The sequence below is a fragment of the Helicobacter sp. MIT 11-5569 genome (assembly GCF_000765695.2).
Classification (GTDB): Bacteria; Campylobacterota; Campylobacteria; order Campylobacterales; family Helicobacteraceae; genus Helicobacter_D.
The window spans coordinates 1-22,748 of the sequence record NZ_JRPB02000007.1; the positions used below are offsets into that span (position 1 = coordinate 1).

22 protein-coding genes, 4 tRNA genes and 1 pseudogene are annotated in these 22,748 nt (G+C 36.2%); 14 read left to right on the forward strand and 13 right to left on the reverse strand.

Annotated features, from left to right (window positions below; all coding sequences use genetic code 11):
* Together LS70_RS10435 and hisF are read left to right on the forward strand one after the other, a co-directional pair.
* A pseudogene (locus LS70_RS10435) lies at positions 1 to 102 on the forward strand (methyl-accepting chemotaxis protein); the annotation flags it as partial.
* A gap of 32 nt (positions 103 to 134) precedes the next feature.
* Positions 135 to 905, forward strand: a complete 771-nt coding sequence (gene hisF / locus LS70_RS06605) for an imidazole glycerol phosphate synthase subunit HisF (RefSeq protein ID WP_034290281.1) — start codon at positions 135 to 137, stop codon at positions 903 to 905.
* A 5-nt stretch (positions 906 to 910) separates the two neighbouring features.
* Here hisF and LS70_RS06610 read toward each other — a convergent pair whose 3' ends face one another.
* A complete protein-coding gene (locus LS70_RS06610) occupies positions 911 to 2,659 on the reverse strand; it encodes a flagellar assembly protein A (protein WP_034290279.1) in 1,749 nt (582 codons plus the stop codon).
* Between the two features lie 12 nt (positions 2,660 to 2,671).
* Positions 2,672 to 3,337 carry a bacteriohemerythrin gene (locus tag LS70_RS06615; protein WP_034290277.1) on the reverse strand — a complete coding sequence of 222 codons (666 nt, stop codon included), beginning with the start codon at positions 3,335 to 3,337 and terminating at the stop codon, positions 2,672 to 2,674.
* A gap of 145 nt (positions 3,338 to 3,482) precedes the next feature.
* Here LS70_RS06615 and LS70_RS06620 point away from each other — a divergent pair, with 145 nt between their 5' ends.
* Complete coding sequence (locus LS70_RS06620; protein WP_034290275.1) at positions 3,483 to 4,739, forward strand: glutamate-5-semialdehyde dehydrogenase; 1,257 nt, start codon at positions 3,483 to 3,485, stop codon at positions 4,737 to 4,739.
* Between the two features lie 56 nt (positions 4,740 to 4,795).
* Here the strand turns inward: LS70_RS06620 and LS70_RS06625 are convergent, their stop codons facing one another.
* From LS70_RS06625 to ppk2, 3 genes are read right to left on the reverse strand one after another with little or no spacing between them, the layout of a single operon-like run.
* On the reverse strand, positions 4,796 to 5,647 hold the full coding sequence (locus LS70_RS06625) for a glycosyltransferase family 9 protein (RefSeq protein WP_034290273.1): 852 nt from the start codon (positions 5,645 to 5,647) through the stop codon (positions 4,796 to 4,798).
* A gap of 17 nt (positions 5,648 to 5,664) precedes the next feature.
* Complete coding sequence (locus tag LS70_RS09950) at positions 5,665 to 5,835, reverse strand: hypothetical protein (protein WP_161594706.1); 171 nt, start codon at positions 5,833 to 5,835, stop codon at positions 5,665 to 5,667.
* A 15-nt stretch (positions 5,836 to 5,850) separates the two neighbouring features.
* The gene (gene ppk2 / locus LS70_RS06630) at positions 5,851 to 6,747 is read right to left on the reverse strand and encodes a polyphosphate kinase 2 (RefSeq protein ID WP_034290272.1); all 897 of its coding nucleotides are present in this window, start codon (positions 6,745 to 6,747) and stop codon (positions 5,851 to 5,853) included.
* Positions 6,748 to 6,825: 78 nt separating this feature from the next.
* Here ppk2 and LS70_RS06635 point away from each other — a divergent pair, with 78 nt between their 5' ends.
* From LS70_RS06635 to LS70_RS06655, 5 genes are all read left to right on the forward strand, one after another.
* Entirely contained in the window at positions 6,826 to 7,851 is a 1,026-nt protein-coding gene (locus tag LS70_RS06635) for a CinA family protein (protein ID WP_034290269.1), read from the forward strand.
* Between the two features lie 45 nt (positions 7,852 to 7,896).
* Positions 7,897 to 7,972, forward strand: a tRNA-Lys gene (locus LS70_RS06640).
* 14 nt (positions 7,973 to 7,986) lie between these two features.
* A tRNA-Glu gene (locus LS70_RS06645) sits at positions 7,987 to 8,061 on the forward strand.
* Between the two features lie 18 nt (positions 8,062 to 8,079).
* Positions 8,080 to 8,155: transfer RNA gene (locus LS70_RS06650), tRNA-Val, on the forward strand.
* A gap of 5 nt (positions 8,156 to 8,160) precedes the next feature.
* Positions 8,161 to 8,237: transfer RNA gene (locus LS70_RS06655), tRNA-Asp, on the forward strand.
* A 75-nt stretch (positions 8,238 to 8,312) separates the two neighbouring features.
* Here LS70_RS06655 and LS70_RS06660 read toward each other — a convergent pair.
* The 3 genes from LS70_RS06660 to ilvC all read right to left on the reverse strand — a co-directional run bounded on the left by LS70_RS06660 (position 8,313) and on the right by ilvC (position 11,057).
* The gene (locus LS70_RS06660; protein WP_034290267.1) at positions 8,313 to 8,804 is read right to left on the reverse strand and encodes a GDYXXLXY domain-containing protein; all 492 of its coding nucleotides are present in this window, start codon (positions 8,802 to 8,804) and stop codon (positions 8,313 to 8,315) included.
* Positions 8,797 to 9,957, reverse strand: a complete 1,161-nt coding sequence (locus LS70_RS06665) for a DUF2157 domain-containing protein (RefSeq protein ID WP_161594707.1) — start codon at positions 9,955 to 9,957, stop codon at positions 8,797 to 8,799. The genes LS70_RS06660 and LS70_RS06665 overlap by 8 nt, the downstream gene beginning before the upstream one ends.
* A 74-nt stretch (positions 9,958 to 10,031) precedes the next feature.
* Positions 10,032 to 11,057, reverse strand: coding sequence for a ketol-acid reductoisomerase (gene ilvC, locus LS70_RS06670; RefSeq protein ID WP_034290265.1), 1,026 nt, complete (start codon positions 11,055 to 11,057; stop codon positions 10,032 to 10,034).
* A 161-nt stretch (positions 11,058 to 11,218) separates the two neighbouring features.
* Between ilvC and LS70_RS06675 the strand changes: the two genes are divergently transcribed.
* The gene (locus LS70_RS06675; RefSeq protein WP_034290263.1) at positions 11,219 to 11,458 is read left to right on the forward strand and encodes a DUF2443 family protein; all 240 of its coding nucleotides are present in this window, start codon (positions 11,219 to 11,221) and stop codon (positions 11,456 to 11,458) included.
* A gap of 135 nt (positions 11,459 to 11,593) precedes the next feature.
* On the opposite strand, the gene LS70_RS06680 is transcribed toward LS70_RS06675, so the two are convergent.
* On the reverse strand, positions 11,594 to 12,289 hold the full coding sequence (locus LS70_RS06680) for a formate dehydrogenase subunit gamma (protein ID WP_034290261.1): 696 nt from the start codon (positions 12,287 to 12,289) through the stop codon (positions 11,594 to 11,596).
* Positions 12,279 to 13,322 carry a 4Fe-4S dicluster domain-containing protein gene (locus LS70_RS06685; RefSeq protein ID WP_034290259.1) on the reverse strand — a complete coding sequence of 348 codons (1,044 nt, stop codon included), beginning with the start codon at positions 13,320 to 13,322 and terminating at the stop codon, positions 12,279 to 12,281. Before LS70_RS06685 ends, LS70_RS06680 begins: the two co-directional genes overlap by 11 nt.
* Positions 13,323 to 13,415: 93 nt before the next feature.
* On the opposite strand from LS70_RS06685, the gene LS70_RS06690 reads away from it, so the two are divergent.
* Both LS70_RS06690 and LS70_RS06695 read left to right on the forward strand, forming a co-directional pair.
* The gene (locus LS70_RS06690; RefSeq protein ID WP_081949819.1) at positions 13,416 to 14,060 is read left to right on the forward strand and encodes a Crp/Fnr family transcriptional regulator; all 645 of its coding nucleotides are present in this window, start codon (positions 13,416 to 13,418) and stop codon (positions 14,058 to 14,060) included.
* An 81-nt stretch (positions 14,061 to 14,141) separates the two neighbouring features.
* Complete coding sequence (locus LS70_RS06695) at positions 14,142 to 14,546, forward strand: Fur family transcriptional regulator (RefSeq protein WP_034290257.1); 405 nt, start codon at positions 14,142 to 14,144, stop codon at positions 14,544 to 14,546.
* Here the strand turns inward: LS70_RS06695 and pseF are convergent.
* From pseF to pseB, 3 genes are read right to left on the reverse strand one after another with little or no spacing between them, the layout of a single operon-like run.
* Positions 14,530 to 15,222, reverse strand: coding sequence for a pseudaminic acid cytidylyltransferase (gene pseF, locus LS70_RS06700; protein WP_034290254.1), 693 nt, complete (start codon positions 15,220 to 15,222; stop codon positions 14,530 to 14,532). The genes LS70_RS06695 and pseF overlap by 17 nt on opposite strands.
* 1 nt (position 15,223) lies before the next feature.
* On the reverse strand, positions 15,224 to 16,384 hold the full coding sequence (gene pseC / locus LS70_RS06705) for a UDP-4-amino-4,6-dideoxy-N-acetyl-beta-L-altrosamine transaminase (protein ID WP_034290252.1): 1,161 nt from the start codon (positions 16,382 to 16,384) through the stop codon (positions 15,224 to 15,226).
* Positions 16,381 to 17,364, reverse strand: a complete 984-nt coding sequence (gene pseB / locus LS70_RS06710) for a UDP-N-acetylglucosamine 4,6-dehydratase (inverting) (RefSeq protein ID WP_138109393.1) — start codon at positions 17,362 to 17,364, stop codon at positions 16,381 to 16,383. Before pseB ends, pseC begins: the two co-directional genes overlap by 4 nt.
* Before the next feature lie 116 nt (positions 17,365 to 17,480).
* Here pseB and LS70_RS06715 point away from each other — a divergent pair, with 116 nt between their 5' ends.
* From LS70_RS06715 to LS70_RS06725, 3 genes are all read left to right on the forward strand, one after another.
* On the forward strand, positions 17,481 to 18,752 hold the full coding sequence (locus tag LS70_RS06715; protein WP_081949817.1) for a TolC family protein: 1,272 nt from the start codon (positions 17,481 to 17,483) through the stop codon (positions 18,750 to 18,752).
* A 67-nt stretch (positions 18,753 to 18,819) separates the two neighbouring features.
* Positions 18,820 to 19,656, forward strand: a complete 837-nt coding sequence (locus LS70_RS06720) for an efflux RND transporter periplasmic adaptor subunit (protein WP_236096452.1) — start codon at positions 18,820 to 18,822, stop codon at positions 19,654 to 19,656.
* Positions 19,656 to 22,748, forward strand: coding sequence for an efflux RND transporter permease subunit (locus LS70_RS06725; RefSeq protein WP_034290248.1), 3,093 nt, complete (start codon positions 19,656 to 19,658; stop codon positions 22,746 to 22,748). The genes LS70_RS06720 and LS70_RS06725 overlap by 1 nt, the downstream gene beginning before the upstream one ends.

The window sequence follows — 22,748 nt, forward strand, 5'->3', positions numbered from 1 at the left end:
CAAGATAATGTGAGTGTAGCTAATAGCACGAATGATATTACACGCACAGTTAATCAGATTGCTGATGATATTCTAAGTGATGTGAATAAGAAGAGGTTTTAAAGAATCACTTTTAGGGCTAAAGGATAATAGGAATGCAAACGCAACTTGCAAAGCGGATTATTCCTTGCCTTGATATTAAAGATGGGCGTGTAGTAAAGGGTATAAACTTTCTAGGGCTTCAAGACGCAGGCGACCCTGTGGAAGTCGCAAAACGTTATAATGATGAAGAGGCTGATGAGATTACATTTTTAGACATCACAGCAACCCTTGAAGCTAGAAAAACAACGCTTGATATGGTGCATAAAGTCGCGCAAGAAGTTTTTATTCCATTGACTGTTGGAGGTGGGATTGCAAGCATAGAGCAAATGTATGATTTGCTAAATGCAGGTTGTGATAAGATTAGTTTAAATTCTGCAGCAATTAAAAATCCAGACTTAATCACGCAAGGTGCAAAACGCTTTGGCTCTCAATGTATTGTCGTAGCAATAGACGCAAGACGCAACCCTAATGGCTCTTGGGAGATTTACACACATGGAGGGCGGAATCCCACAGGAATTGATTTATTAGAGTGGGCAAAAGAAGTGTATGATAGGGGTGCTGGGGAGATTTTATTAACAAGTATGGATTGCGATGGGACAAAAAATGGTTATGACCTAGAGCAGTTGCGTGCAGTCTCAAGCAGTGTTGGGATTCCACTTATTGCAAGTGGAGGTGCTGGGAGTATGGAGCATATTTTGAAAGCCTTTGAAAATGGTGCAGACGCGGCACTTGCTGCTTCAATTTTTCATTATCAAGAAATTAGCATTAAAGCATTAAAAGCTTTTTTAAAAACACATAGAATCCCTGTTAGAATAACAGATTAAAACGTTTAAGATTCTTTTTTGGGACGTTTTTCTTCAATCCATTCCACAAGTTTTGGGTCAAAATCTTTGTAGCTTCTTAAGCGGAAGAAATCCCCTTCTTTTTCGACTTCAAAGAAATGCGCTGGAGCACTTTGGCTAAGCATTGTTTTTAGCGTTTCTTCGTGTTTTCCTGCATAGATTTTAAATTTCACCATTGTTTCTGCTTCTGAAATTTCTTTGCGAATAATCATTTTTGCTAGTAGCGCACCCTCATCAATACCTTTTAAGCGCACTTCATTGGTATAGTAAAGATTAATAATATCTTTGTATTCGTCCAAAAGACGTTTATATTGTTCTAAAGCCTTTTCATATTGCTCTACAATAGATTGTAAGTTTTTAGGTAATGGCTCATCTGGCTTTTCTTCTGCATCATTGCGGATTTTGTGCGCTTTTCCTTGACTTGCGAGCAAATACGCATACACTTCGTCTAATTGTTTTCTCAAATGCCGTAAGCGGATTTTGATTTGGTCAGATAGCATAACATATTCTATGCGGTCGCGTCTTGAAAAAGCAAATTTCGCTGGGTTTAACTCAAAGGTGTTATGTTCGCCTAAAATATTATCCACAACAAGACTAAATCTAGGGTAGATTTCATTATAAGAGCGCACATCTTTAATATAGATATAATCTGCGATGATTGTCCCGCCAAGCGTGCTATTAATATAAGCAACTTTTGCTTCAACACTTCCTTTTTCAAGCACATCAATGACAACAGTATGTGCCTTTACCTCACCGCGATGAGAACCGATAAATGCAATATCTGTTTGGATTTTTGCGTTACTATGCGTTTTTCCATCAATATTTAAGGATTCTTGTTGCGTTTCAACTTGATTGGACTCTGATTTTGTTGTGGTATCTAGCTCATCACTGATGATAAAACAAAAAGGCTTCACTTCTTTTAAGAAACCATTTTTTGTTGCTTGGTATTTAATAACATTAGAATCGCTCCGCGCACGGATACTAGCATCAGTTTGAATCGCATTTGTGGTGATAGCTTTCATAGGGATAAAATCGCCTTTTAAATTGCGCCCAATACTTCCATTAATAGGCTTTGTATAGGTAAAAAGCTCATCGCCTTTATTAACAGCTTGCATACATACTTTTGGTTGAAAAGAACCTATAGGGTTTCGCGTGGGGTCATTTTGGAGTTTGCAAAGACATTCGAGCACCCCATCTTTTCCTTCTGTGCTTGCTACACCAACACCAATATTTAGAGTAAGTTTTGGCACAATATTGCCTTGTTTGAGGGCAAAAACAAAGGCATCAATTTTTTGGGAGAGTTTGTTGTATTCTCGAATACCTATAAGATAACCTTGCAAAACCATTGTTTTATAAAGTTCTTGATAAATATCTTCTTTGATAGAATCATGGTATTTAGTCTTGTTGTTGCATAAAAGCACAGCACGCAAAATTGTATCTTCGCTTGGAAATAGCTTGAAGCCAAAGGTGCGTTCAGGTTTTTGTGATTTTTTGCACACTTCGATTTTATAGACTTGTTTAATATCAATATTTGCAGTGAAATTAGAGTTTTTGCTAAAAATGTTTGTATCATTTATGAGTTTATATTTGTTTTCACCTTTTTTACTATAAAAAGTGCGGAATCCTAGTAGATAAAAGTCGATTTCTTCTCCCGCGCTTTTTTGTGCTTGAAGGAGAAATTGGCGTAAATTGCTAATATCGTTAAAAACTTTAAATCCACGCGATTCAAATTGCATAACTTTTAAATCCTAAAATTGTTTGAAATATTTTTGTGCGAGTGCTTCAAAATTGTCTTCATTATCCAAACCACAATCTCTATAAACTAAAGGTTGTTTGCAAGTTTTGCAGCGCACAAAAGTTCCATCTTCTTGCATAATTTTGTGTAGAGAATCACAAACTTGAAATTCTTTTAAAGGACAAAGGCAGATGTATTTATGCGTTGCTTCATTTGCTACATCATAGCGTTCAGCTAGCATTTTTGTTTTTTGTTCTAGGCTATAAGGAATCTCTTTAATATCGTGCAAGCGATTGCGGTAGCTTTCAATTTGTTTATCTTCAATTAAAATATGGTCAAGTAGCCAATTTTTTAAGCAGTTATGAAATTCTTTCGCACAAGTATCCACATCTTCTAAATCCATCATTAGCATAGAAATATTAGAAACAAGCTCTCTGTGCAAGGTTTTGTGTTTGTTTAAAAAGGGATAACCAATATGCTGCATATAAGTTTCTTCTGCTTTAAAATGCTCTTGAGCACTTTCTATTGCTTCATTCATTTGTTTTTCTAAATTTTGAGATTTATTTTGAGAGGAATCTTTGGTAAGTGCTAGGGCATCAGCAATTTGTTGTAGAAATTTTTTGTGTTGTTCATCTAGGTGCTGATTTTTAATACTAAATTCTTCACTCCACTCTAACATAGTCCCCTGCCTATTTCTATTTATTACTTCCTTCTTCCAAACTCAAAATTATAATATTTTATGCTTTAAAGTTAGTTTTGGAATAAAATTTATTTTGTATCTTTTTAGATATAATGCAGGATTAAATTTTTGTAAGGAATTTAGAATGCGCTTACAAGAGCAGTTGCAAAAAACACGCGCTACAAAGGAGATTTTAGCGGTATTGCCACATAGTGTGCGTGCAGAATTTTTACGCAAATGTGCTGGAGCATTACTAGAAGCTTCTCCTAAAATTTTGGCTGCAAATGCTAAAGATTTAGAATATGCAAAGGGGCTAAATCTAAGTGTATCAATGCTAAAGCGTTTAGAGTTAAATGCAGAGAAATTAAAAGGCATGGCAGAATCTTTACGCGAGATTGCAGACTTTCCAGACCCTTTAAATAAGATTTTAGATGGGTTTAGCAACCATTGTGATTTAAAAATTGAGAAGGTAAGCGTGCCTTTAGGGGTGGTGGCTGTGATTTATGAATCACGTCCTAATGTAACAAGCGATGTCGCGGCACTTTGTTTTAAAAGTGGCAATGCGTGTATCTTAAAAGGTGGCAAAGAAGCGCAAAATAGCAATGAAGCGATTATGCAGGTTTTTTATGAGGTTTTAAACGCATTTAAATTACCAAAAGATTGTATGGTGTTGTTACCTGCGATGAAAGATAGAGAAGAGCTAAAAGAGATTTTAGGAGCTAAGGGATTCATTGATTTAGTGATTCCACGCGGAGGAGAGGGATTGATTCATTTTGTGAGTGAAAATGCAAAAGTTCCTGTGATTAAGCAAGATAAAGGAGTGTGCCATATTTTTGCACACCATACTTGTAAGATAGAATCCGCAATTCCTGTAATCGTCAATGCAAAAACTGCATATCCTAGTGCGTGTAATGCTTGTGAAACTTTGCTTATAGATTCTGTTTTTGCTGAAGAATTTTTACCTGTTGTGGCAAAAACATTGTGTGAAAATGGAACACTTTTAAAAGGTTGTGCAGAAAGTTGTGCGATTTTGGCAAAAAGTGGAATCGCATGTGAGGAGATTCCACTTAGTGAATACCATAGAGAATATGGAGAGAATATTTTAAATTTACGCATTGTAGAAGGTTTGCAAGGCGCATTAGAACATATTAATCTTTTTAGTAGTCAGCATAGTGAGGCGATTTTAAGCGAGGATTATAGCGTGATTGAAGAGTTTTTAAATGCGGTGGATTCTGCATGTGTGTATGCGAATGCTTCTACGCGTTTTAGCGATGGTGGGGAGTTTGGCTATGGGGCTGAAGTTGGAATCTCAACTGCAAAAATCCACGCACGCGGTCCTTTGGGCGTAGATTCTTTAACAATTTATAAATACAAAATTCGCGGAAACTATCAAGTGCGTTAAATCCTTGCGTATCTTAGTTTTGGGCGTAAGATTCTAAATAAATATTACAAGATATTTTATTTTTGTTGCTTTTTTAATTTTTGGATTCTATCTAAACACTTTTTTGTATATGTTGCATAATAGTGCTTATAGTTTTGCGCCCAGTTTTTTGGCAAATACACTGCGTCAAACTCTCCTCCATAGCTTCCGCCAATGCAGTTATAACGCTCTTTTGTTTTGTTGATGATGAGAGTTGGAATCCGTAAAATATCTGCAATATGGATATTGCCTGTGTTTAGGCTAAGCAATACATTAAAATGCTTTGTGAGTGCGATAAGATTAATGAGTTGGTTATCGTTTTCAAAAATAGAAATATTTTGTTCCTTAAAGGGTTCGAGCTTGCAAGGATTCTCTTTGTAGGTTAGCATAATAAAAAGAATGTTGGGAAATTGACTTGCGAGTAATTGTGCAAGATTTATCCAGTCTTGTGTGTCAAAGTTAAAAAGTGCCGATGAACCAAAAGGGTTGATACCAACGATTGCTTCATAGGGTTTGTCATTTTTGCATTGCTCTAAAAAGGTGTGAATTTTGTCTTGGTTTTCTTGCGGAATCTGGAATCGCACTTGTGCAAAGTCAATTTTGGAAATGTTATTATCATAATATTTGGGATTGATTTGTCTAACAAGACGCAAAATCTTCTCTGTGCCATGCACAAAATAGCTAATCATCATCAAGGGAGATTTAAACTTGAAATTCAACAATGTGTGCATATGCAATTCTGTAACCACTCTTTTTGTTGCACTATTGTTTGCAACTTTAATCTTCCATGAAGTGCGGTGCAAAAGGAGTAGAATATCTACAGGGTGTGCCTTTAGACAATCAGCAAAGTTTTTCTCCCTTGTGGTCTTATCTGTGGTATCAACATGCACGACTTCATCTATAAAATCTAAATACTGGTAGGTCGCCCCCCCCCCTGTAGATTTGTAAAAACAATAATTTTTGCATTTGGGTAAAGTTTTTTAGCCGCGAAAAACCCCTTAATCGCTATTACACAATCCCCAACTTGTGTATGTGTGCGTTCAAATCCTATAACTTTAGGAGAATTTTGGAGATTCAAAGTTCTTCTTTCTTCTCAATCTTTCTTTTTCTTCTCTTTTTTCTCTTTCTTTTCTTTTTCTTTCTTTTTGTTTCCAATTTCACTATTTGCATCAGCTGAAAACATTTTTACGCTAGAGTAGTAGGATACAATTCCCGGGTCTGCTAGCAAGCAAACATTTTCGGCATCTTTATCTTCATAGTCAATCTTAGAAAGTAAGATTCTAGCAAGATTGATTCTTGCGCGTTTTTTGTCATTAGAATCCACGATAAGCCAAGGTGCAAAAGGCGTATGTGTGCGTGAAAACATTTTTTCAAAGGCTTCTGTATATTCATCCCATAAATTTAAGGATATTTCATCGATTGGGCTTAGTTTCCAACGCTTTAATGGTTCATCTTTACGACTTTCAATACGCTTTTTTTGTTCTTCTCTTCCAACATCTAAGAAAAATTTGAAAAGAATATAGCCACTTTCAATTAGCATTTGCTCTAAGTGGGCAACCTGAATAATGAATTCTCTGTATTGCTCATTGGTGCAAAACTCCATAACCTTTTCTACTCCCGCACGGTTATACCAACTGCGGTCAAAGAAGACGATTTCCCCTCCATTTGGTAATTGGTCAATATAACGTTGAAAATACCATTGCGTGTTTTCAACATTACTTGGTTTTTGTAAAGCAACTACGCGACAACCTCGTGGATTAAGATGCTCACGTAAAGCTTTAATCGTCCCACCTTTTCCTGCTGCATCACGACCTTCTAAAATAATAATAATTTTTTTATTATATTTTTTTACCCAATTTTGCAATTTAATAAGTTCAATTTGCAGTTTTACAATCTCTTTTTCGTAAAATTTTCTGTTTAATTTGCCTTTTCCATTATAAACTTCGCCCGGTTTTTCATCTTCTGGGCGCACCACTAAAACTTTAGCCATATTTACCTCCAAAAATAAGCTTAAAATGGCTAAAATTCTACCATACTAAGGATTAAAATAAAGCAAAAAGGTGAAAAAATGAATCTTTTAATTTGTGTTGGTGAGAATTATCGCGACTTTGCACCTTTGAATCAATATGTGCAAAATATAGCGCGTAACCATTTTGGAATCGTGCATCAAATGTTGTTTTGTGATTCTGTTGATGAAGCACTTGATATGCGAAATGCCAAACAATGCCTTATTGCAATGCCGCAACAAGATTTCTCACAATTTGTAACACTAATGCAAGCGCAAACAAAAATAGAATGTAAAAGCATAGAAGAATTTGTAATGTTTGTATCAAGCGACAAATGTAACATTTGGCTTGTTGATTTGCTAAAAGCGCAAAATCTTGCACATTTAAAACCAACAAGCATAAAGCAGTCCTTGCTTTATCTTTATCCTCTTGGCATTGATGCGACTTCTGTTAAGATGCTATTAAGTGGAATCGCAAAGGATTTTGGCGTGAGTGTTTGTGTGTTAAACGCAGATTCTAATTTAGAGATTCTAAGTGCTACAAATGGGGATTTACAAAATTTTAAAAGAGAAGTGGAAGGAACTTTTGGGGACAAGATTTTTTCCACATTTCATTTAGAGCAAAGCATTATTGCATTGCTAGAAAGCAAGAATCTTAAGTTGGCAACTGCGGAGAGTTGCACAGGAGGACTAATCGCATATTCCTTGACAAAGCAAAGTGGGGCTAGCAATGTATTTGATGGTGGTGTGATTAGCTATGCAAATGCTATTAAAGAAGCTTGGCTTGGTGTAAGTGCGGAAAATCTTTCTCAATTTGGGGCAGTGAGTGAAGCAGTTGTGCGAGAGATGTTAAATGGGGCATTAAAGTTATCAGGAGCGGATTTTGCACTCGCTACAAGCGGTGTTGCAGGACCAAGTGGTGGAAGTGCTAGCAAACCGGTAGGAACTGTGTATATTGGGGCAAAAAGTGTTGATGGAGCAGAAATTATTGAAAGGCTGTATTTTAAAGGGAATCGCAATTATATTCAAGAGCAAGCAGTGCTGTATGCGCAGTTGTTGTTCTTAAAGATTTTTTTAAAAAACTATTGACTTTTATGTCCCAAATCTATATAATTACACTTCCTTTTTATTTACGACCCGCTAGCTCAGTTGGTAGAGCAATTCCCTTTTAAGGAATGGGCCGTTGGTTCGAATCCAACGCGGGTCACCACTATAAATAAAAGTGGCTCCTTCATCTAACGGTTAGGATACCACCCTTTCACGGTGGCTACAGGGGTTCGAATCCCCTAGGAGTCACCACTTTTATTTTTCTTCATCGGTCGCTTAGCTCAGTTGGTAGAGCGCCACCCTTACAAGGTGGATGTCATAAGTTCGAGTCTTATAGCGACCACCACTTTTGGAGCGGTAGTTCAGTTGGTTAGAATACCTGCCTGTCACGCAGGGGGTCGCGGGTTCGAGCCCCGTCCGCTCCGCCACTTTTTAAAATCCCTTTTTATAATTATGAAATGTTAAACTTGAAACTATGAGATTCCATTCTTGTATGCAAAATATTAGTTTGATTCTATTTCTTTAACTTCTAGTTTTGTGATTCTTGCTTTACCGAAAAGAATCTTTAAGGTTATAATAGCTTCTTGATTAGGTTTAGCAAGGGGATTTTCAAGCTTTTTTGCGTTTTCTTGTGTGGTGAAATATTTTTCTATTGCCTTTAAATGGATTTGATTAGAATAAGATTCCACTTTGCCTTGGATATAAAGCTGATTTTTGGGTGCTTGAGTTAGAATCTCGCCAAAGGTGAAAATCTCGCCATTAAGTTTTTGGAGTGAAACAAAAACCTCTGTATTTTTGGGATATTTTTCTTTGGATTTCACTCCATAATCAAGCCTGACATAATGCCCAGCAAGTAAATCTCTTGGGTCGTATCCTTTTGCTATAACCTTAACTTCATCTCCAAAATACACAGGCAAATAAGCATTAATAAACATTGCTCCAATCAAGACAAACTGCAACCCACAAGCAATCAAAAGCCATTTTTGTTTAAGCATTTTTTCTCCTAGCCCAAAGCAATAATATTGCCCCACAAATTAGGAAAAATACGCTTACGCTAATGAGATTTGCTGAATACGATAAGAAAACGCTAAATATTGCTACAAGAAGCATAAAAGCCCCTAAAATCTTGTAGCTTTCTTTTATGCAGTGAATCCCTAAAAGGAAAATTAAAAAGCCATAGATTATAGAATCATGATAATATGTTTCATAGATTTCGGCTATATAGCGCGCAACAAACCCAGCACCCAAAGCATAAAAAATTAAAGAGGCTAGTAAATAGCGTTTGAAATAAAGGTTAAAAATACCTAATGCTAGTATTAAAGAGATTAAAACGACTTGCGTTATAGATTCTATGTTGTGCATTTCTCTAAAATATACAGGATTCAAATTTGCAGCAATGAGTAAGGTTACATACGCGCAGATTTTATAATATTTGGAATCTTGAAATTTATTAGGCAAGCTTAAAAATACAAAAGAAGTAAAGATAAATAATAAATATGAATATTTTTCTGGAATCAAAAATCCTATCGCATACGCATTTAAAAAGATAAAATTTATAATTGCAAGAAATTTAGAGATAATTGGATTTGGTTTAAGCAATACTCCATTTTGCACAACAAAGCCAAGTGCAATAAATAAAACAAAGGGATTCCATATTAATAGAGTATTAGTTTCAATTGCATTTGAAAGATTGACAAAAAACCACACACTTACAAATCCATAACTTTGCAAAAAAATAGCAGAGGATTTGAGTGCAAAAGAAAGCACTAAAAGCGTGCAACCAACAGAGAAAAACGCCAAAGCCGTATCATCGCCTAAATGATAGATTTGTGAGAGAAGCGCAATATTTGCTAATAAAACAAAGCCGCTTAGGATTCCAAAACCTATTTTTAAAGTCTTACAATAAAAAATGCAAAAATGTGTGCCAAAAAGTGCCATAAGTAGCAAGAGAGTTTTAAAAGCGTTTGGAATCTCTTCCCAATTATAAGCAATCAAAGCAAGACAAGAAAACCCAATAAATATAAAGCCAAAAATCGTGAGATAAGAAAATTCAGATTCTTCATCTAAATGATAAGCTTTAAAAATTTCTTGCTCTTGATTTTTGCTAATCAAGCCTTTATCGGTTAATTTTATAATTTCAGATTTCAAAAATAGTTTTTTAAAGGAGTTCAAATAGAAAGTCTTTCTTTATTGTTTTTATGCTTGCAAGTGCAAGCATAAAGTTAGTTTTTGTTTTTATCTACGAGTTTTCCAGCAGCAATCCAAGGCATCATTTCACGAAGTCTTGTTCCCACTTTTTCAATTGGGTGATTTGCTAGATTCTTGCGCTCTGCATTCATTCGTGCATATCCTGCTTTGCGTTCAAGTATAAAGTCTTTTGCAAAGCGTCCTTCTTGAATATCTTTTAAAATTTCTTTCATTGCTTTTTTAGATTCTGCATTGATTACGCGTGGTCCGCTTATCATATCTCCATATTCTGCGGTGTTAGAAATAGAATAGCGCATATCTGCCAAACCACCTTGATAGATTAAATCCACGATGAGTTTTAGCTCATGTAAGCACTCAAAATACGCCATTTCTTCAGGATAACCTGCTTCTACAAGTGTTTCAAACCCTGCTTTTACAAGGCTAGATACACCGCCGCAAAGCACTGCTTGTTCTCCAAAAAGGTCAGTTTCTGTTTCGTCTTTGAAAGTTGTTTCAATAATTCCGCTTCTTCCCCCACCAATCGCGCTTGCATAGCTTAATGCAATGGCTTTTGCATCGCCTTTGCTTGTATCTTGCTCTACTGCGATTAAATCAGGGATTCCCCCACCGCGCACAAACTCACTTCTAACAGTGTGCCCAGGAGCTTTTGGTGCAACCATAATCACGCCTACACCCTTAGGAGCTTTGATTTGCCCAAAATGCACATTAAAGCCATGCCCAAATGCAATGATTTTATCTTCGCTTAAATTTGGCTCAATATCACGCGCAAATACATCAGCTTGCAATTCATCAGGGATTAGAATCATCACTAAATCTGCCCATTTTGTCGCTTCAGCCACTTCTAAAACTTTGAAATTTTTAGCTTCCGCTTTTGCCCAGCTTTTGCCACCTTTATAAAGCCCAATTGCCACTTCTACGCCAGAATCTCTTAAATTTTCTGCGTGTGCGTGCCCTTGACTCCCAAAACCAATAATTGCAACTTTTTTCTTTTTGATAAGTCCTAAATCACAATCTTTGTCGTAATAAACTTTTAATGCCATTTTTTCCTCTTTCTAAGTGAAATGTAAATGCGTGATTATATTCCTTTTTTTCTTAGTGGATACTTTGTTTTTGGGGATTCCGTGTTAAAAATGTTTAGGGTGTGAAAAAAGTTCAAAAAATGCTAGAATATGCGTTTTAAAATGATTTGGAAGGATAAGTAATGTTTGAACGCATTGATGGGATTTTGCGCGAGATTGAAGAAGCACAAGCCGAGATTCAGCTACTTTTGGGGCTAGCAAAAATTTCTTTTGTAGATTATATTATGATAAAACGTGGTGCGCAAGATATTCCAGATGAGCTTGGAGATTGGAATCTGCAACAAATTGATAATGAAGTTTCGCGCCTAAAAGACGCAATTGATGCACTTAATAAAATTAAAAAGGAAGTGTTGGTTTGGTAAATTGGGAATCTTGTGTGATTAAAATTTAAGTGGAGCTATTAATAAGATTCCATATCAATGAAGATTTAGCCAAAATGCTACTTGATTTAAATCTTGTCAGCTAATGGCTAAATCGCATTTGTCGTGTTGTGGATTTTAAGATTCCTCTTTATAAGCTTTTTGAGCTTTTTTAGCAGATTCTACTCCTTCTTTCCAAAGACTATGGCGGTGCAAGACATATTTTGCATCAATTTTTCCGCTAAACATTCCACTAAGCAATGGGCGATTTTCTTTAAAAATAAATGCAGCTAAATGCCCAATGATTGCTAAAATCATCAAAAACATTCCTAAATTATGGAGTTGTGTAACCCAAAACATAACATCTTCGCTAAGGTTAAAGCCACTTAAGTTTTTGTAAGTTTTTATGATTCCAGTTATTACAAGCAACAAAATTACAAATGCGATTCCAAGATAAGCTAGTCTTTGTTCGGGCAAGTATTTTTCACTTGGCGGTTCTTGTGTTTTTAAAAGCATGGCTTTAATCACAGCAATACTTTTTGAGAAATCCCCCTTTTTGGGCATAATATCAAACTCTTTGCGTCCGCTATGAAAGACAATGTGAAAAAACACAAAAAAACAAAGAATCGCCGCAAAAATATAATGCACAATTAAAGAGATATGATAATCCCCGCTCCAGCCCATAAGTGGTAATTCATTTAGCATATAACGTTTTGAAACAGGCATTTGTAGGATTCCAGTAAAAATCAATCCAAAAATGCTAATTGCAATGCTCCAATGCACGATTCTATTTTGCGCACTTTGGCGCATTATTTTTGGTTGTTTATTTGGCATTTTTATTTCCTTTGTTTGATTTAACAACAGCAATTCCCCCAGCAATCGCGCCAATTACAGGAGCTAAAAGCACACTTTTGATAAGTGCAGAATCTCCGCTGACAAAGTTTTTAATCTCCAAATTTAAATGTGGAATCCCAACTTTTTGGGGTTTTTCTTGTGTGAAATTATGCTTTTGATTTAACGTGTTAGAGAGCATTTCAAAAGGAAGCGGAGAAACATAAAGCGTAGAAGTTCCGCCATTTTGCACATCTCCATAAATATAAGTTCCTTTTAGTTTTGCTTTTTCTTCATAAGCTTTAGCGCGTTCTTTTGCAAGTTTTATGATATTTTCTCTCTCCCCAAAAGTAATTGCGCCTTTAGGGCAAGAGCTTTCACAAGCGGGAGCTTGATTTTTCGCAAGTAAATCAGCGCAAGCATCACATTTATACATTGCGCCACCACCAGCTAATTTTGGGGCAATTTTTAGATAGATTCCAACACCTGCTTGACGTTGTGGAATCCCCCAAGGACAAACATCACGACATTTTGCGCCACCAAAGCAGAAGTTATCATCAATGCTAACTGCCCCATTTTCATCTTTGCTAATCACACCAAAAGGACAGATTTTTTGACAAGTTGGGTCATCGCAGTGCATACAGCGTCTAGGGATAAAAACTTCTTTAATACCAAGTGGCGCATTTTCTAGCGGCAAATGCTCAATATAAGTCCAATTATATGGCGTCAAGCGTGAGATATTATCACGCTCTTTAGAATAATCTTCATAAATTTTGCGCGGGAAATAATAGGGGATTTGCGCAATAGGGTTTGGGAAGTTTGGCAGATTCTTATTTTGGCAGGCTTGCACACATTTTGGCGTGCCTAAATCCTTGCAACCATCACATAGCCCAACATCAATAATGGAAGCGGTTTTATAAGGGGATTTAATGGAATCTTGCGTGTTTTGTGGAATCTCTTTTGCATTAGCACTTAGCGCACCAACACCCGCGATTCCTATAATCTTAAAAAAATTACGGCGATTTATTTGTTGCATCGTTTTGCCTTTTGCATTTAAATTTATGCAATTATATGTGGAGTTTAGATAGAATAAGGTGATAAAGTTACTCTATAAAATTTAAGGTTGATTTTGAACGTTATTATTAAAAATCTAATGGAATCTTGGGGAGTTTCATCAAGCGATTATGCGATATATGCACAAAATATTTATACAAAAAATTTTCCCAAAAACTATAAAATTTTTAGCGGGGAAGATGAATGCCGTGGATTAGTGTTGATTCTTGATGGGGCGTTGCGCGCATATATTGTTTCTCCAAATGGTAAGGAGATTAATCTTTTTATTTTGCAAAAGAATGAGTTTTGTATTCTCTCTGCTTCGTGTATGCTAAAAAATATTTGTTTTGATGTGAATTTAGAATTTATGCAAACTTCAAGTGTTGCGATTTTACCTAGCAAAACATTTAATCTTTTGAGTGAAAAATATCCTATTGCTAAACAATTCCAAACTGATTTAGTGAGTGAAAGATTAAGTCGTGTTGTCTTTTCTCTAAGTTCTTTGGCTTTTGATTCTTTGGGGGATAGAATTTTAGAGCTTTTAAAAACACGCTTACAAGATAATCATCAAGGGAGTAAAGATTCTAGGATTCTTTATATTACACATGAAGAAATTGCAAATGCGCTAGGAAGTGCAAGGGAAGCTGTTTCGCGTATGTTAAAAGAGCTTCAAAAGCAAGGAAAACTTAAAACAAAACGCGGAATCATAGAATTGCTATAGATAATTTTTATTGACAAAAAAAAATAATTATTGTAGTATTGATTCTAATTTAAGTTTTTATAGCGTTTAAGGAATTTTATAATGTTTGAAAAAATGTTAAGAGACAATCACCTAAAAATAACTCCCCAAAGACTTGCGATTTTAAAAGAAATCCAAAAGTTTGGGCATATTAGTATTGATGAAATTTATGAAAATATTAAAGAGAGTAATCCTTCTATGTCTTTGGCTACTGTGTATAAGAATCTTACCTTTATGCAAGAAGCAAAGATTATTGATGAGGTGAAATTGCCTAATCAAAAGCAAAGATACGAGCTTGTCAAAAATCCGCATATTCATCTTGTGTGTGAGCAATGTGGAAGCATTATAGATATGGAGCTTGAATCTTCTATGCAGCAACTAAAAGAGCTATGCGCAGATGCTTCGCAGTTTAAAATCAAAGAAACTTCTATTGCAATGATTGGAATTTGCCCTAAGTGTCAAGCTTAGAGTGAAGCTGTTTAAATTTTAGTTCTGCAAGATTCCAATCTTCTAAAGTATCAATATCTTGCACTTGGGATTGTGGAAGAATAAAACTCAAAGAATCTTCAAAAATATTTTCCCTCTCTTCCCATATTTTTACACGTGCAAAATAAAATTGCCCCGCATCATGATAGATTTTTTCTAACTCTTGAGAACGCTTGTTAAAGTGTTCTTTAAAAAGCATGGTATTTTTGTTGTTTGTAATTGTAAAAGCGCGAAATGGGGAATAGTCAAATTCTACTGCGCTAAAACAATAGCAATCTTGCGCGTTTTCTTGTGCCTTTGAAAACGCATTTTTAAGTGTGGTAGAATCCAATAAAGGTGCAGTGGCATATAAACAGCATAACCAAGATTCTTTTGGAATCGCTAGGGATTCTATGGTATGTAAAATCACAGAACGTGTTGAAGCGGTATCATTGCTTAAATGTTCTGGACGTTTTAATGGAATCGCTCCTAGTGATTTTGCGTAGTCTAAAATTTCTGTATCATCACTTGAGACAATAATTTGATGAAAGATTCCGCTTTGTAAAGCATTTTGTATGCTATAAGCAATGATAGGTTTGCCGCAAAATTCTTTTAAATTTTTGCGTAAAATCCGCTTACTCCCACCGCGCGCTGGAATCACACAAATACAATTTTGCATTTTATGCCTTTTTGCGCACAAATTCTTTTAAAAGTGTAATGATTTTTTGTTGTTCTTGTGCGCTTAAAGTTGGGAAAAGTGGGAGAGTGATGGCATTCTTATAATAAGTCTCTGCGCTTTTAAAATCCCCTTTTTTGAATCCAAAGCGCGCATAAAAGGGTTGTAAATGGATAGGGATATAATGGATTTGCACGCCAATGCCCGCATTTTGTAGTTTTTCAAAAAGCTCTTTTTGTTTGATTCCACTTTTTTTATTGAGTAAAATCACATAAAGATGGAATGCGCTGTAATTGTGCGATTCCACAAAAGGCAAAGTAAGCTCCAAATCACTTAAGCTTTCATTGTAGATTTTAGCAAGGGCATTACGCTTTTTGACATAGCTTTCTAATCTGGCAAGTTGAGAAAGCCCAAGCGCAGCATGAAGCTCGCTTAAGCGGTAGTTAAATCCTATGATTTGCTGTTCATAATACCAAGCCCCTTGCTTTTTACGCTCAAAGTCATTAGGGTCTTTTGTGATTCCATGACTTTTTAGCATTTGCATTTTTTTTGCATATTTTGCATTGTTGGTTGTCGCGATTCCGCCTTCTGCTGAAGTGATGATTTTTACAGGGTGGAAGCTAAAAATCGTAATATCACTAAAAGCGCAACAACCAATAGGGTATGTGCGATAGCTTCCACCAAGTGCGTGTGAAGCATCTTCTATAATCTTAAAATTGTATTTTTCTGCAAGCTTGCAAATGCGTTCCATTTCGCAGCTTTGCCCAGCAAAATGCACAACAACAAGCACTTTTGGAAGTTTGTGTTTTTTGGTGTGTTTAAGTTTTTCGCTTAGTGCATCAACATCAAGATTATAAGTTCTAGGATTAATATCCACAAAATCCACTTTTGCTTCACAATAGATTCCACAATTCGCACTTGCAACAAAGCTATTTGTGCTAGTCCATAGCCAATCTCCCCTTTTTAGCCCAAGTGCGAGTGCTGCGCAATGCAAGGCAGAAGTTGCGCTATTAAAACTCACTCCAAACTTTGCTTTGACTGTGTTTGCAATTTCTTTTTCAAATTCTTGTGCTTTTGGTCCTTGCGTGATAAAAGGAGATTTTAAAGTCTCTACAACCGCGTTAATATCAGAATCTAAAATTTCTTGTTTGCCATAAGGTATCATAATAACTCCAAAAGTTCTTGTTGGCTTAACCATTGTGAATTTGAGCCAGAATCATAAGAAAATCCGCGCGGCACTAACTCTCCTACTTCTCCTAGTGCATTTTTGCTAAAATCTGTTAAAAAGCTAAATTTAATTGTTGGTGCAATCACAAAATGGTCGCTAAACGCATAGGTAATATGGCTATCATCGCTAGGACACATTGTTTCGTGGATTTTCTCCCCGGGTCGGATTCCAATGATTTTGTGTGGGAGGTTAGGGGCGAGTGCTTTTGCAACTTCTGTAATTTTCATTGATGGAATCTTGGGGACGAAAGTTTCTCCCCCTTGCATTCTTGAAAAGTTTTTTAGCACAAAATCTACGCCTTGTTGTAAAGTAATCATAAAGCGTGTCATTTCTGGGTCAGTAATTGGAAGCTCCTTTGCGCCTTCTTTGATACATTTTTGAAAAAAAGGAATCACAGAGCCGCGCGAGCAAATCACATTTCCATAACGCACAACTGAAAAGCGTGTTTTGCGCACACCCACGATATTATTTGCTGCGACAAAGAGTTTATCGCTTGCAAGTTTTGTCGCTCCATAGAGATTAATAGGGTTTGCAGCTTTATCTGTAGAGAGCGCAATCACCTTATTGACTCCATTTGCAAGAGCGGCGTTAATGACATTTTGCGCACCATTAATATTTGTCTTAATACATTCCATAGGATTGTATTCTGCTGCTGGAACTTGCTTTAAAGCTGCGGCATGAATAATATAATCAATCCCAAGTGTGGCTTCCTTTAAACGTGCTTCATCGCGCACATCACCTAGAAAATAGCGCATACAAGGAGCGTTATAAGTTTGTGCCATTTCATATTGTTTCAACTCATCACGGGAGAAAATTACAATTTTCTTTGGCTTGTAACGTTGCAGTAATGTTTGAGTATAACATTTACCAAAACTTCCTGTCCCTCCTGTGATTAGGATACTTTTATCATTAAACATTGAAATCCTTTGCCTAAAAGTTGGCTTTATTATAGCAAGTAATCTCTTTATTAATTTAAGGTTTTGTAAAATAAAATTATAAGAAAGATTTTTAAATTGCGCTAAGGAAGTGATTTTTGAGAAAAATATGTGTTTGCCTTTTGCTTTGTTTTGTGAGTGCATTTGCGCAAAATGCAGTAGATTCTACGCCGCAAGATTTAAAAGCACTTTTGCAAAATGTTGCAGAAAATCCTCTCTTTCGCGCAAAAAATACAGAATCGCAAGCTTTAAGAGAAGAAAAAAAGGCATTCTATGGAGAATATTTACCAAAGGTTGTTATAGGTTATGCTTATCAAAATTTAACAAATCCTGATATTTTTTATCCACAAAGACTAGATGGTGCATTTGTAGAAGCGCAGTGGTTGCTTTTTGATGGGCTAAAAAGAGAAGGCAAGCTAGAGATTATAGAATATCAATTAAAAGCCAAAGAATCTCAAGAGCGCAGCACAAAAGAGCAACTTGAGCTTAAAATTATCCAAGAATATTTTTCTGCTTTGGGGGTGGAGAGTAAGCTAATTGCCCTAAAACATCAGCAAAAAGAACTGCAAGAAAGTATTATAAAATATGAAAAACTTTATGCAGTTGGGCTTGCTTCTTTGGATACTTTAGAAGCTATTAAGGCGCAAAATTATCAAAATTCTTATGCAATAGAATCCATAAAGCTTGCCTTTAAGGCGCATTTAGAACAACTTTCTTTGCTAAGTGGCACAGAGATTGTAACACTTAATGCGCGTGCAAAACTTCAAGAGATTCCTTTAAATACACCGCAGCAAACAAGAGAAGATTTACAAGCAAACTATTATTTAACACAAGCAAGCCAAAGCGCGGAATCCCAATATACTTATTTGCCAACGATTATGCTAAGTAATCGTTATACGCGATACAATTATCATGAGCGTAATCTCCCGATTTTGCCTTTTAGTTTTGCTTTAGAAGAGCCTGATTATCAAAATATTTTTGGCATTACGGTAAGTTTTACGCTTTTTGATAGTTTTGCCACACTAAGAGCAAAAGAGAGCGCGCGCTTAAAAGCATTAGCTGCTAATTTTGAATACACTTATTTAAAAGATGCGCAAAATAGGGAGTTAATCATCGCAAAAGAAGCTTTAAAGAGCGCAAAAGACAAAATTTCGTGGGCGGAATCGGGATTAAAATCTGCTTCCATTGCATATTCTTATGCAAAAGAAAAATTTAATGCACAACTCATTGACTATACGCAATATCTAAACTCACTAAGCACATTGCTAAATGCGCAAAGTTTTTATGATGAAGCGCGTTTTGATTATGAGATTAAAAAGGCGGAATTTCTTTATAAAAATGGAAATGCTTTAGTAGAATTTGTAAATTAACGAAGGGTTTAAGATAAAAGCATTACAATTTACTTAGTGATAAGATTAGCATTTTAAGGAAGAGCTTTTGAGAATTTGGATTTGTGGGATTGTTGGTGTTGTAGTGCTGGCATTTGGGGCAGAATCGCAAATAGAGGTGCAAAACTCACAAAAGAAAATGCAACAGGAAATCTATGCAACCTTTGAAGTGCAGGCACTCCAAAATGCAACTTTGGCATTAAGTGCGAATGGTGTTGTTGATGAAATTTTCGTAGAAGTGGGCGCACAGGTTAAAAAAGGTGATAAATTATTAGCACTAAGGGCAAAGGATTTAAAAGAAAATGTCCAAGTGGCAAAGGCAAGTTTGGAATCCCTAAAGGCAAAATATGCTTTTATTACAAGCCAATATAAACGTTATGAACAATCCAAGGACGCGATAGATTTAAACACTTTTGAAAAAATCAAAGCGGAATATAAGGCGAGTTTTTTTGATTTAAAACGCTCTGAGGCAAATTTCGCTTTGCAAAAGGAATTGTTAGATAATACGATTCTTTATGCTCCTTTTGATGGCGTTATTGCGCAAAAGTTTGTAGAAGTCGGCGATGGTGTGGGTGCGATTTCAAGTAAGCTTTTTGTGTTGGAATCCTTGCACAAAAAGGCGTTAATTGTCTTTGATTCTAAATATTTTAATCTTGTTAAAGTCGGCGATGCATTTGTTTATAAGGTTGATAATATCCCCCAAGATTCTAAAATGGTTTTAAGCAAAATCTATCCAAGCATTGATAAAAAGACAAAAAAAGCAACTGCAGAGGCATTTATAAAGAATCCAAAAATTCCAGCCGGGATTTTTGGCGATGGTATGATTTTGGTCAATGGAATCTTAAAAGAAGATTCTAAAAATAGGGCGCAAAGTAGCAATTTCTAATGTCCAAATTTGCAATTCTTCGTCCTATTACAACTTTAATGTTTGTGCTCTCACTCGTGTTTTTTGGGGTTAATGCCTTAAAAAGACTTAGTGTTGCGCTGTATCCTAATGTTGATGTGCCAATTATTACGATTACCACAATCTATCCCGGAGCAAATCCAGAAGTCGTAGAAGGGAAAGTAACTGATAAGATTGAAGAAGCCGTTAGCGGTATAGAATCGCTCAAAAAAATCACTTCTACAAGCGCAGATAGCGTGAGTGTTGTGGTTGTGGAATTTGAGCTAGAAAAAGATGTTGAAGTCGCTGCTAATGATGTGCGTGATAAAGTTTCTACGATTAGCTTTGGAAGTGAGATTCAATCACCAATTATTGAAAAAGTCAATGTAGGCGGTGCGCCAATTATTTCGCTTTTTGTTAGCCAAAAAGAGATTCCAAATGCGCAGAATCCGCAAGATATGCAGAGTTTGTTGGAGCTAAATTTACATACAGATTTAAATATCAAGCCGCTTTTGCAAAGAATCAAAGGTGTGGGTAAAGTTAATCTTGTAGGATATTTGGAACGCGAAATTAAGATTCGCCCTTATCCTAGTGCGCTAAATAAATATAATCTCACTTTTAGCGATATTGCACGCGCCATTAATGCGCAAAATATTGAAATTGATGGTGGGCGTTTGATTAGCGAAAAGAAAGAATGGAAGATTCTAACCAAAGCAGATGCAAGCAGTGTGCAGGATTTGGGTGATATTTTGGTAGGCGAGGGTGTGCGATTAAGCGATATTGCGTTGATTGTGGATTCTACTAAAGAAGCGCGCAGTTTTTCAAATCTTGCAACCAAAGACATTAGCGGAAGTGGAATCTTGCTTGAAGTGCAGAAAATCACAGGAGCAAATGAGATTGAGATTGCGGATTCTGTTAGGGAGATTTTGCCTTATTTGCAAGAGATTAGCCCACAATATAATCTCACTATCGTGCGTGATACGACAAATTATATTAAAGATACGATTGCAGCTGTTGAGTTTGATTTGATTTTAGGGGCGTTTTTAGCGGTTTTTGTGGTGTTCTTTTTCTTGAGAAATGGGCGCATTACTTTTATTTCAAGTCTAAGTATCCCAACTTCAATTCTTGGCACATTTGCGCTTATGCAAGCTTTTGGTATGACATTAAATCTTGTAACAATGATTGCTATTACACTTGCCATTGGAATTATTATTGATGATGCAATTGTGGTGATTGAAAATATCTATAAAAAGCTAGAAAATGGAATGGAGCGCAAAGAAGCAGCATATCAAGGTGTGCGTGAAATAGGATTTGCGCTGATTGCGATTTCTTGTATGTTACTTGCAGTGTTCATTCCTATTGCAAATATGAGCGGAGTAACTGGGAGATTCTTTACTTCTTTTGGGCTTACGCTTGCGGGTTCTATTTTGATTTCTTATTTGGTGGTGATTACTTTTATTCCTATGCTTAGTGCGCGTATAGCAGATTTTCACTCTTTGGCGCAAAAGGATTCTTTGCAGCAGAGATTTTATCGCTTTAGTGAGCGGTATTTTAAAGCTTTGGAGAGATTTTATACCCAAACTCTTGAGTGGGTTTTGCAACATAAAGCAATCGTAATTGGCGGAATCTTTGGTATTTTTGTTTTGTCTTTATTTTTGATTACGCGTTTGGGTGTGGAGTTTTTGCCCTCTGAAGATAAGGCAGAATTTGATATTAAACTCACAAGCAAACCCGGAATCTCTCTACAAGAAATGCAAAACCAAACACTAATGATTCAACAACTTTTGCACGAAGAAAGCGAGGTGGAATATAGTATTTTAAATATTGGCTACACTGCAGAGCAAAAAGTCTATGAAGCTAAGATTTATGTGCGATTAAGTGCGTATAATCAGCGTAAAAGAACGCAAAATGAGATTATGGAATCTTTGCGCCAAACTTATAAAACCTATGCGAAAAAATTTGATATGGAAATTGCGCTTATTGAGATTCCGCAAATTAGCTTAGGCGAAGATGATTCTCCTTTGCAACTTGCATTATATGCGCAAAAGGTGGAATCCCTAGATAAAAGTGTAGAAAAAATCCAAACTTTAATGCAACAAAGCGGTAAATATCGGGATATTCATACAGATATTAAAGCCAAAACACCGCAGATTCGTTTGCGGGTTAATCGCGCGATTTTAGCGCAATATGGCTTTAGCGCGCAAGAAGTCGCAATGGTGCTAAATAGTGCTTTTAGTGGGGCGCAAGAAGTTTCTTATTTTCGCGAAAGGGGCAAAGAATATGATATTGTGTTGCTTAGCCCAAAAAAGGATTCTATTGTGGATTTGAGCTTGCTAAGCCTTAGAAATGCGCGTGGAGAAAATGTGTTTTTAGACGGATTAGTAGAGCAAGAAGAAGTGGGCGCAACTACGAATATTAAGCATTATGATAGGCAAAGAAGCGTGATGATTTATGCAAATTTAAGTAAGGGCGTGAGTTTAGGAGAAGCGACAGATTATTTGGAATCCCATAAGGAAGAATGGCTAGAAAATGGTGTGCGTTATAAGATTGAGGGTTATGCAAAATATATGCAAGAAACAAATGCGGCGTTTGTTGTGGCAATGGTCTCTGCACTATTTTTGATTTATTTTATTTTGGCGTCTTTATATGAATCTCTTTTGCAACCTTTGGTGATTATGATAACTTTGCCGCTAAGTTTTACAGGGACATTTTTAGCACTTTTTATCACCGGAGAATCTTTGAGCCTATTTAGTATTATGGGATTAATGCTTTTAATGGGGCTTGTGGGCAAGAATGCGACTTTGATTATTGATGTGGCAAACGAAAAACGCGCGCAAGGTGTTGCGCTTAGGGATTCTATCTTGCAAGCAGGTGAGCTTAGGCTGCGTCCGATTTTAATGACAACTATTGCAATGGTTTTTGGTATGCTTCCTTTAGCACTTGCTGGAGGTGCAGGAAGTGGAATCAAATCGCCTATGGGGATTGCAATGATTGGTGGTTTGCTTGTTTCTATGGTTTTAAGTTTGCTAATCGTGCCCGCGTTTTATTATTTGACGGCTGCATTAGATGATAAGCTAAGGAAGTGGTATGCGTAA

Coding starts and splice junctions, on each gene's coding strand:
- hisF (WP_034290281.1), top strand. CDS start 135: ATGCAAACGCAACTTGCAAAGCGGATTATTCCTTGCCTTGATATTAAA.
- LS70_RS06610 (WP_034290279.1), bottom strand. CDS start 2,659: ATGCAATTTGAATCGCGTGGATTTAAAGTTTTTAACGATATTAGCAAT.
- LS70_RS06615 (WP_034290277.1), bottom strand. CDS start 3,337: ATGTTAGAGTGGAGTGAAGAATTTAGTATTAAAAATCAGCACCTAGAT.
- LS70_RS06620 (WP_034290275.1), top strand. CDS start 3,483: ATGCGCTTACAAGAGCAGTTGCAAAAAACACGCGCTACAAAGGAGATT.
- ppk2 (WP_034290272.1), bottom strand. CDS start 6,747: ATGGCTAAAGTTTTAGTGGTGCGCCCAGAAGATGAAAAACCGGGCGAA.
- LS70_RS06635 (WP_034290269.1), top strand. CDS start 6,826: ATGAATCTTTTAATTTGTGTTGGTGAGAATTATCGCGACTTTGCACCT.
- LS70_RS06660 (WP_034290267.1), bottom strand. CDS start 8,804: ATGCTTAAACAAAAATGGCTTTTGATTGCTTGTGGGTTGCAGTTTGTC.
- ilvC (WP_034290265.1), bottom strand. CDS start 11,057: ATGGCATTAAAAGTTTATTACGACAAAGATTGTGATTTAGGACTTATC.
- LS70_RS06675 (WP_034290263.1), top strand. CDS start 11,219: ATGTTTGAACGCATTGATGGGATTTTGCGCGAGATTGAAGAAGCACAA.
- LS70_RS06680 (WP_034290261.1), bottom strand. CDS start 12,289: ATGCCAAATAAACAACCAAAAATAATGCGCCAAAGTGCGCAAAATAGA.
- LS70_RS06685 (WP_034290259.1), bottom strand. CDS start 13,322: ATGCAACAAATAAATCGCCGTAATTTTTTTAAGATTATAGGAATCGCG.
- LS70_RS06695 (WP_034290257.1), top strand. CDS start 14,142: ATGTTTGAAAAAATGTTAAGAGACAATCACCTAAAAATAACTCCCCAA.
- pseF (WP_034290254.1), bottom strand. CDS start 15,222: ATGCAAAATTGTATTTGTGTGATTCCAGCGCGCGGTGGGAGTAAGCGG.
- pseC (WP_034290252.1), bottom strand. CDS start 16,384: ATGATACCTTATGGCAAACAAGAAATTTTAGATTCTGATATTAACGCG.
- pseB (WP_138109393.1), bottom strand. CDS start 17,364: ATGTTTAATGATAAAAGTATCCTAATCACAGGAGGGACAGGAAGTTTT.
- LS70_RS06725 (WP_034290248.1), top strand. CDS start 19,656: ATGTCCAAATTTGCAATTCTTCGTCCTATTACAACTTTAATGTTTGTG.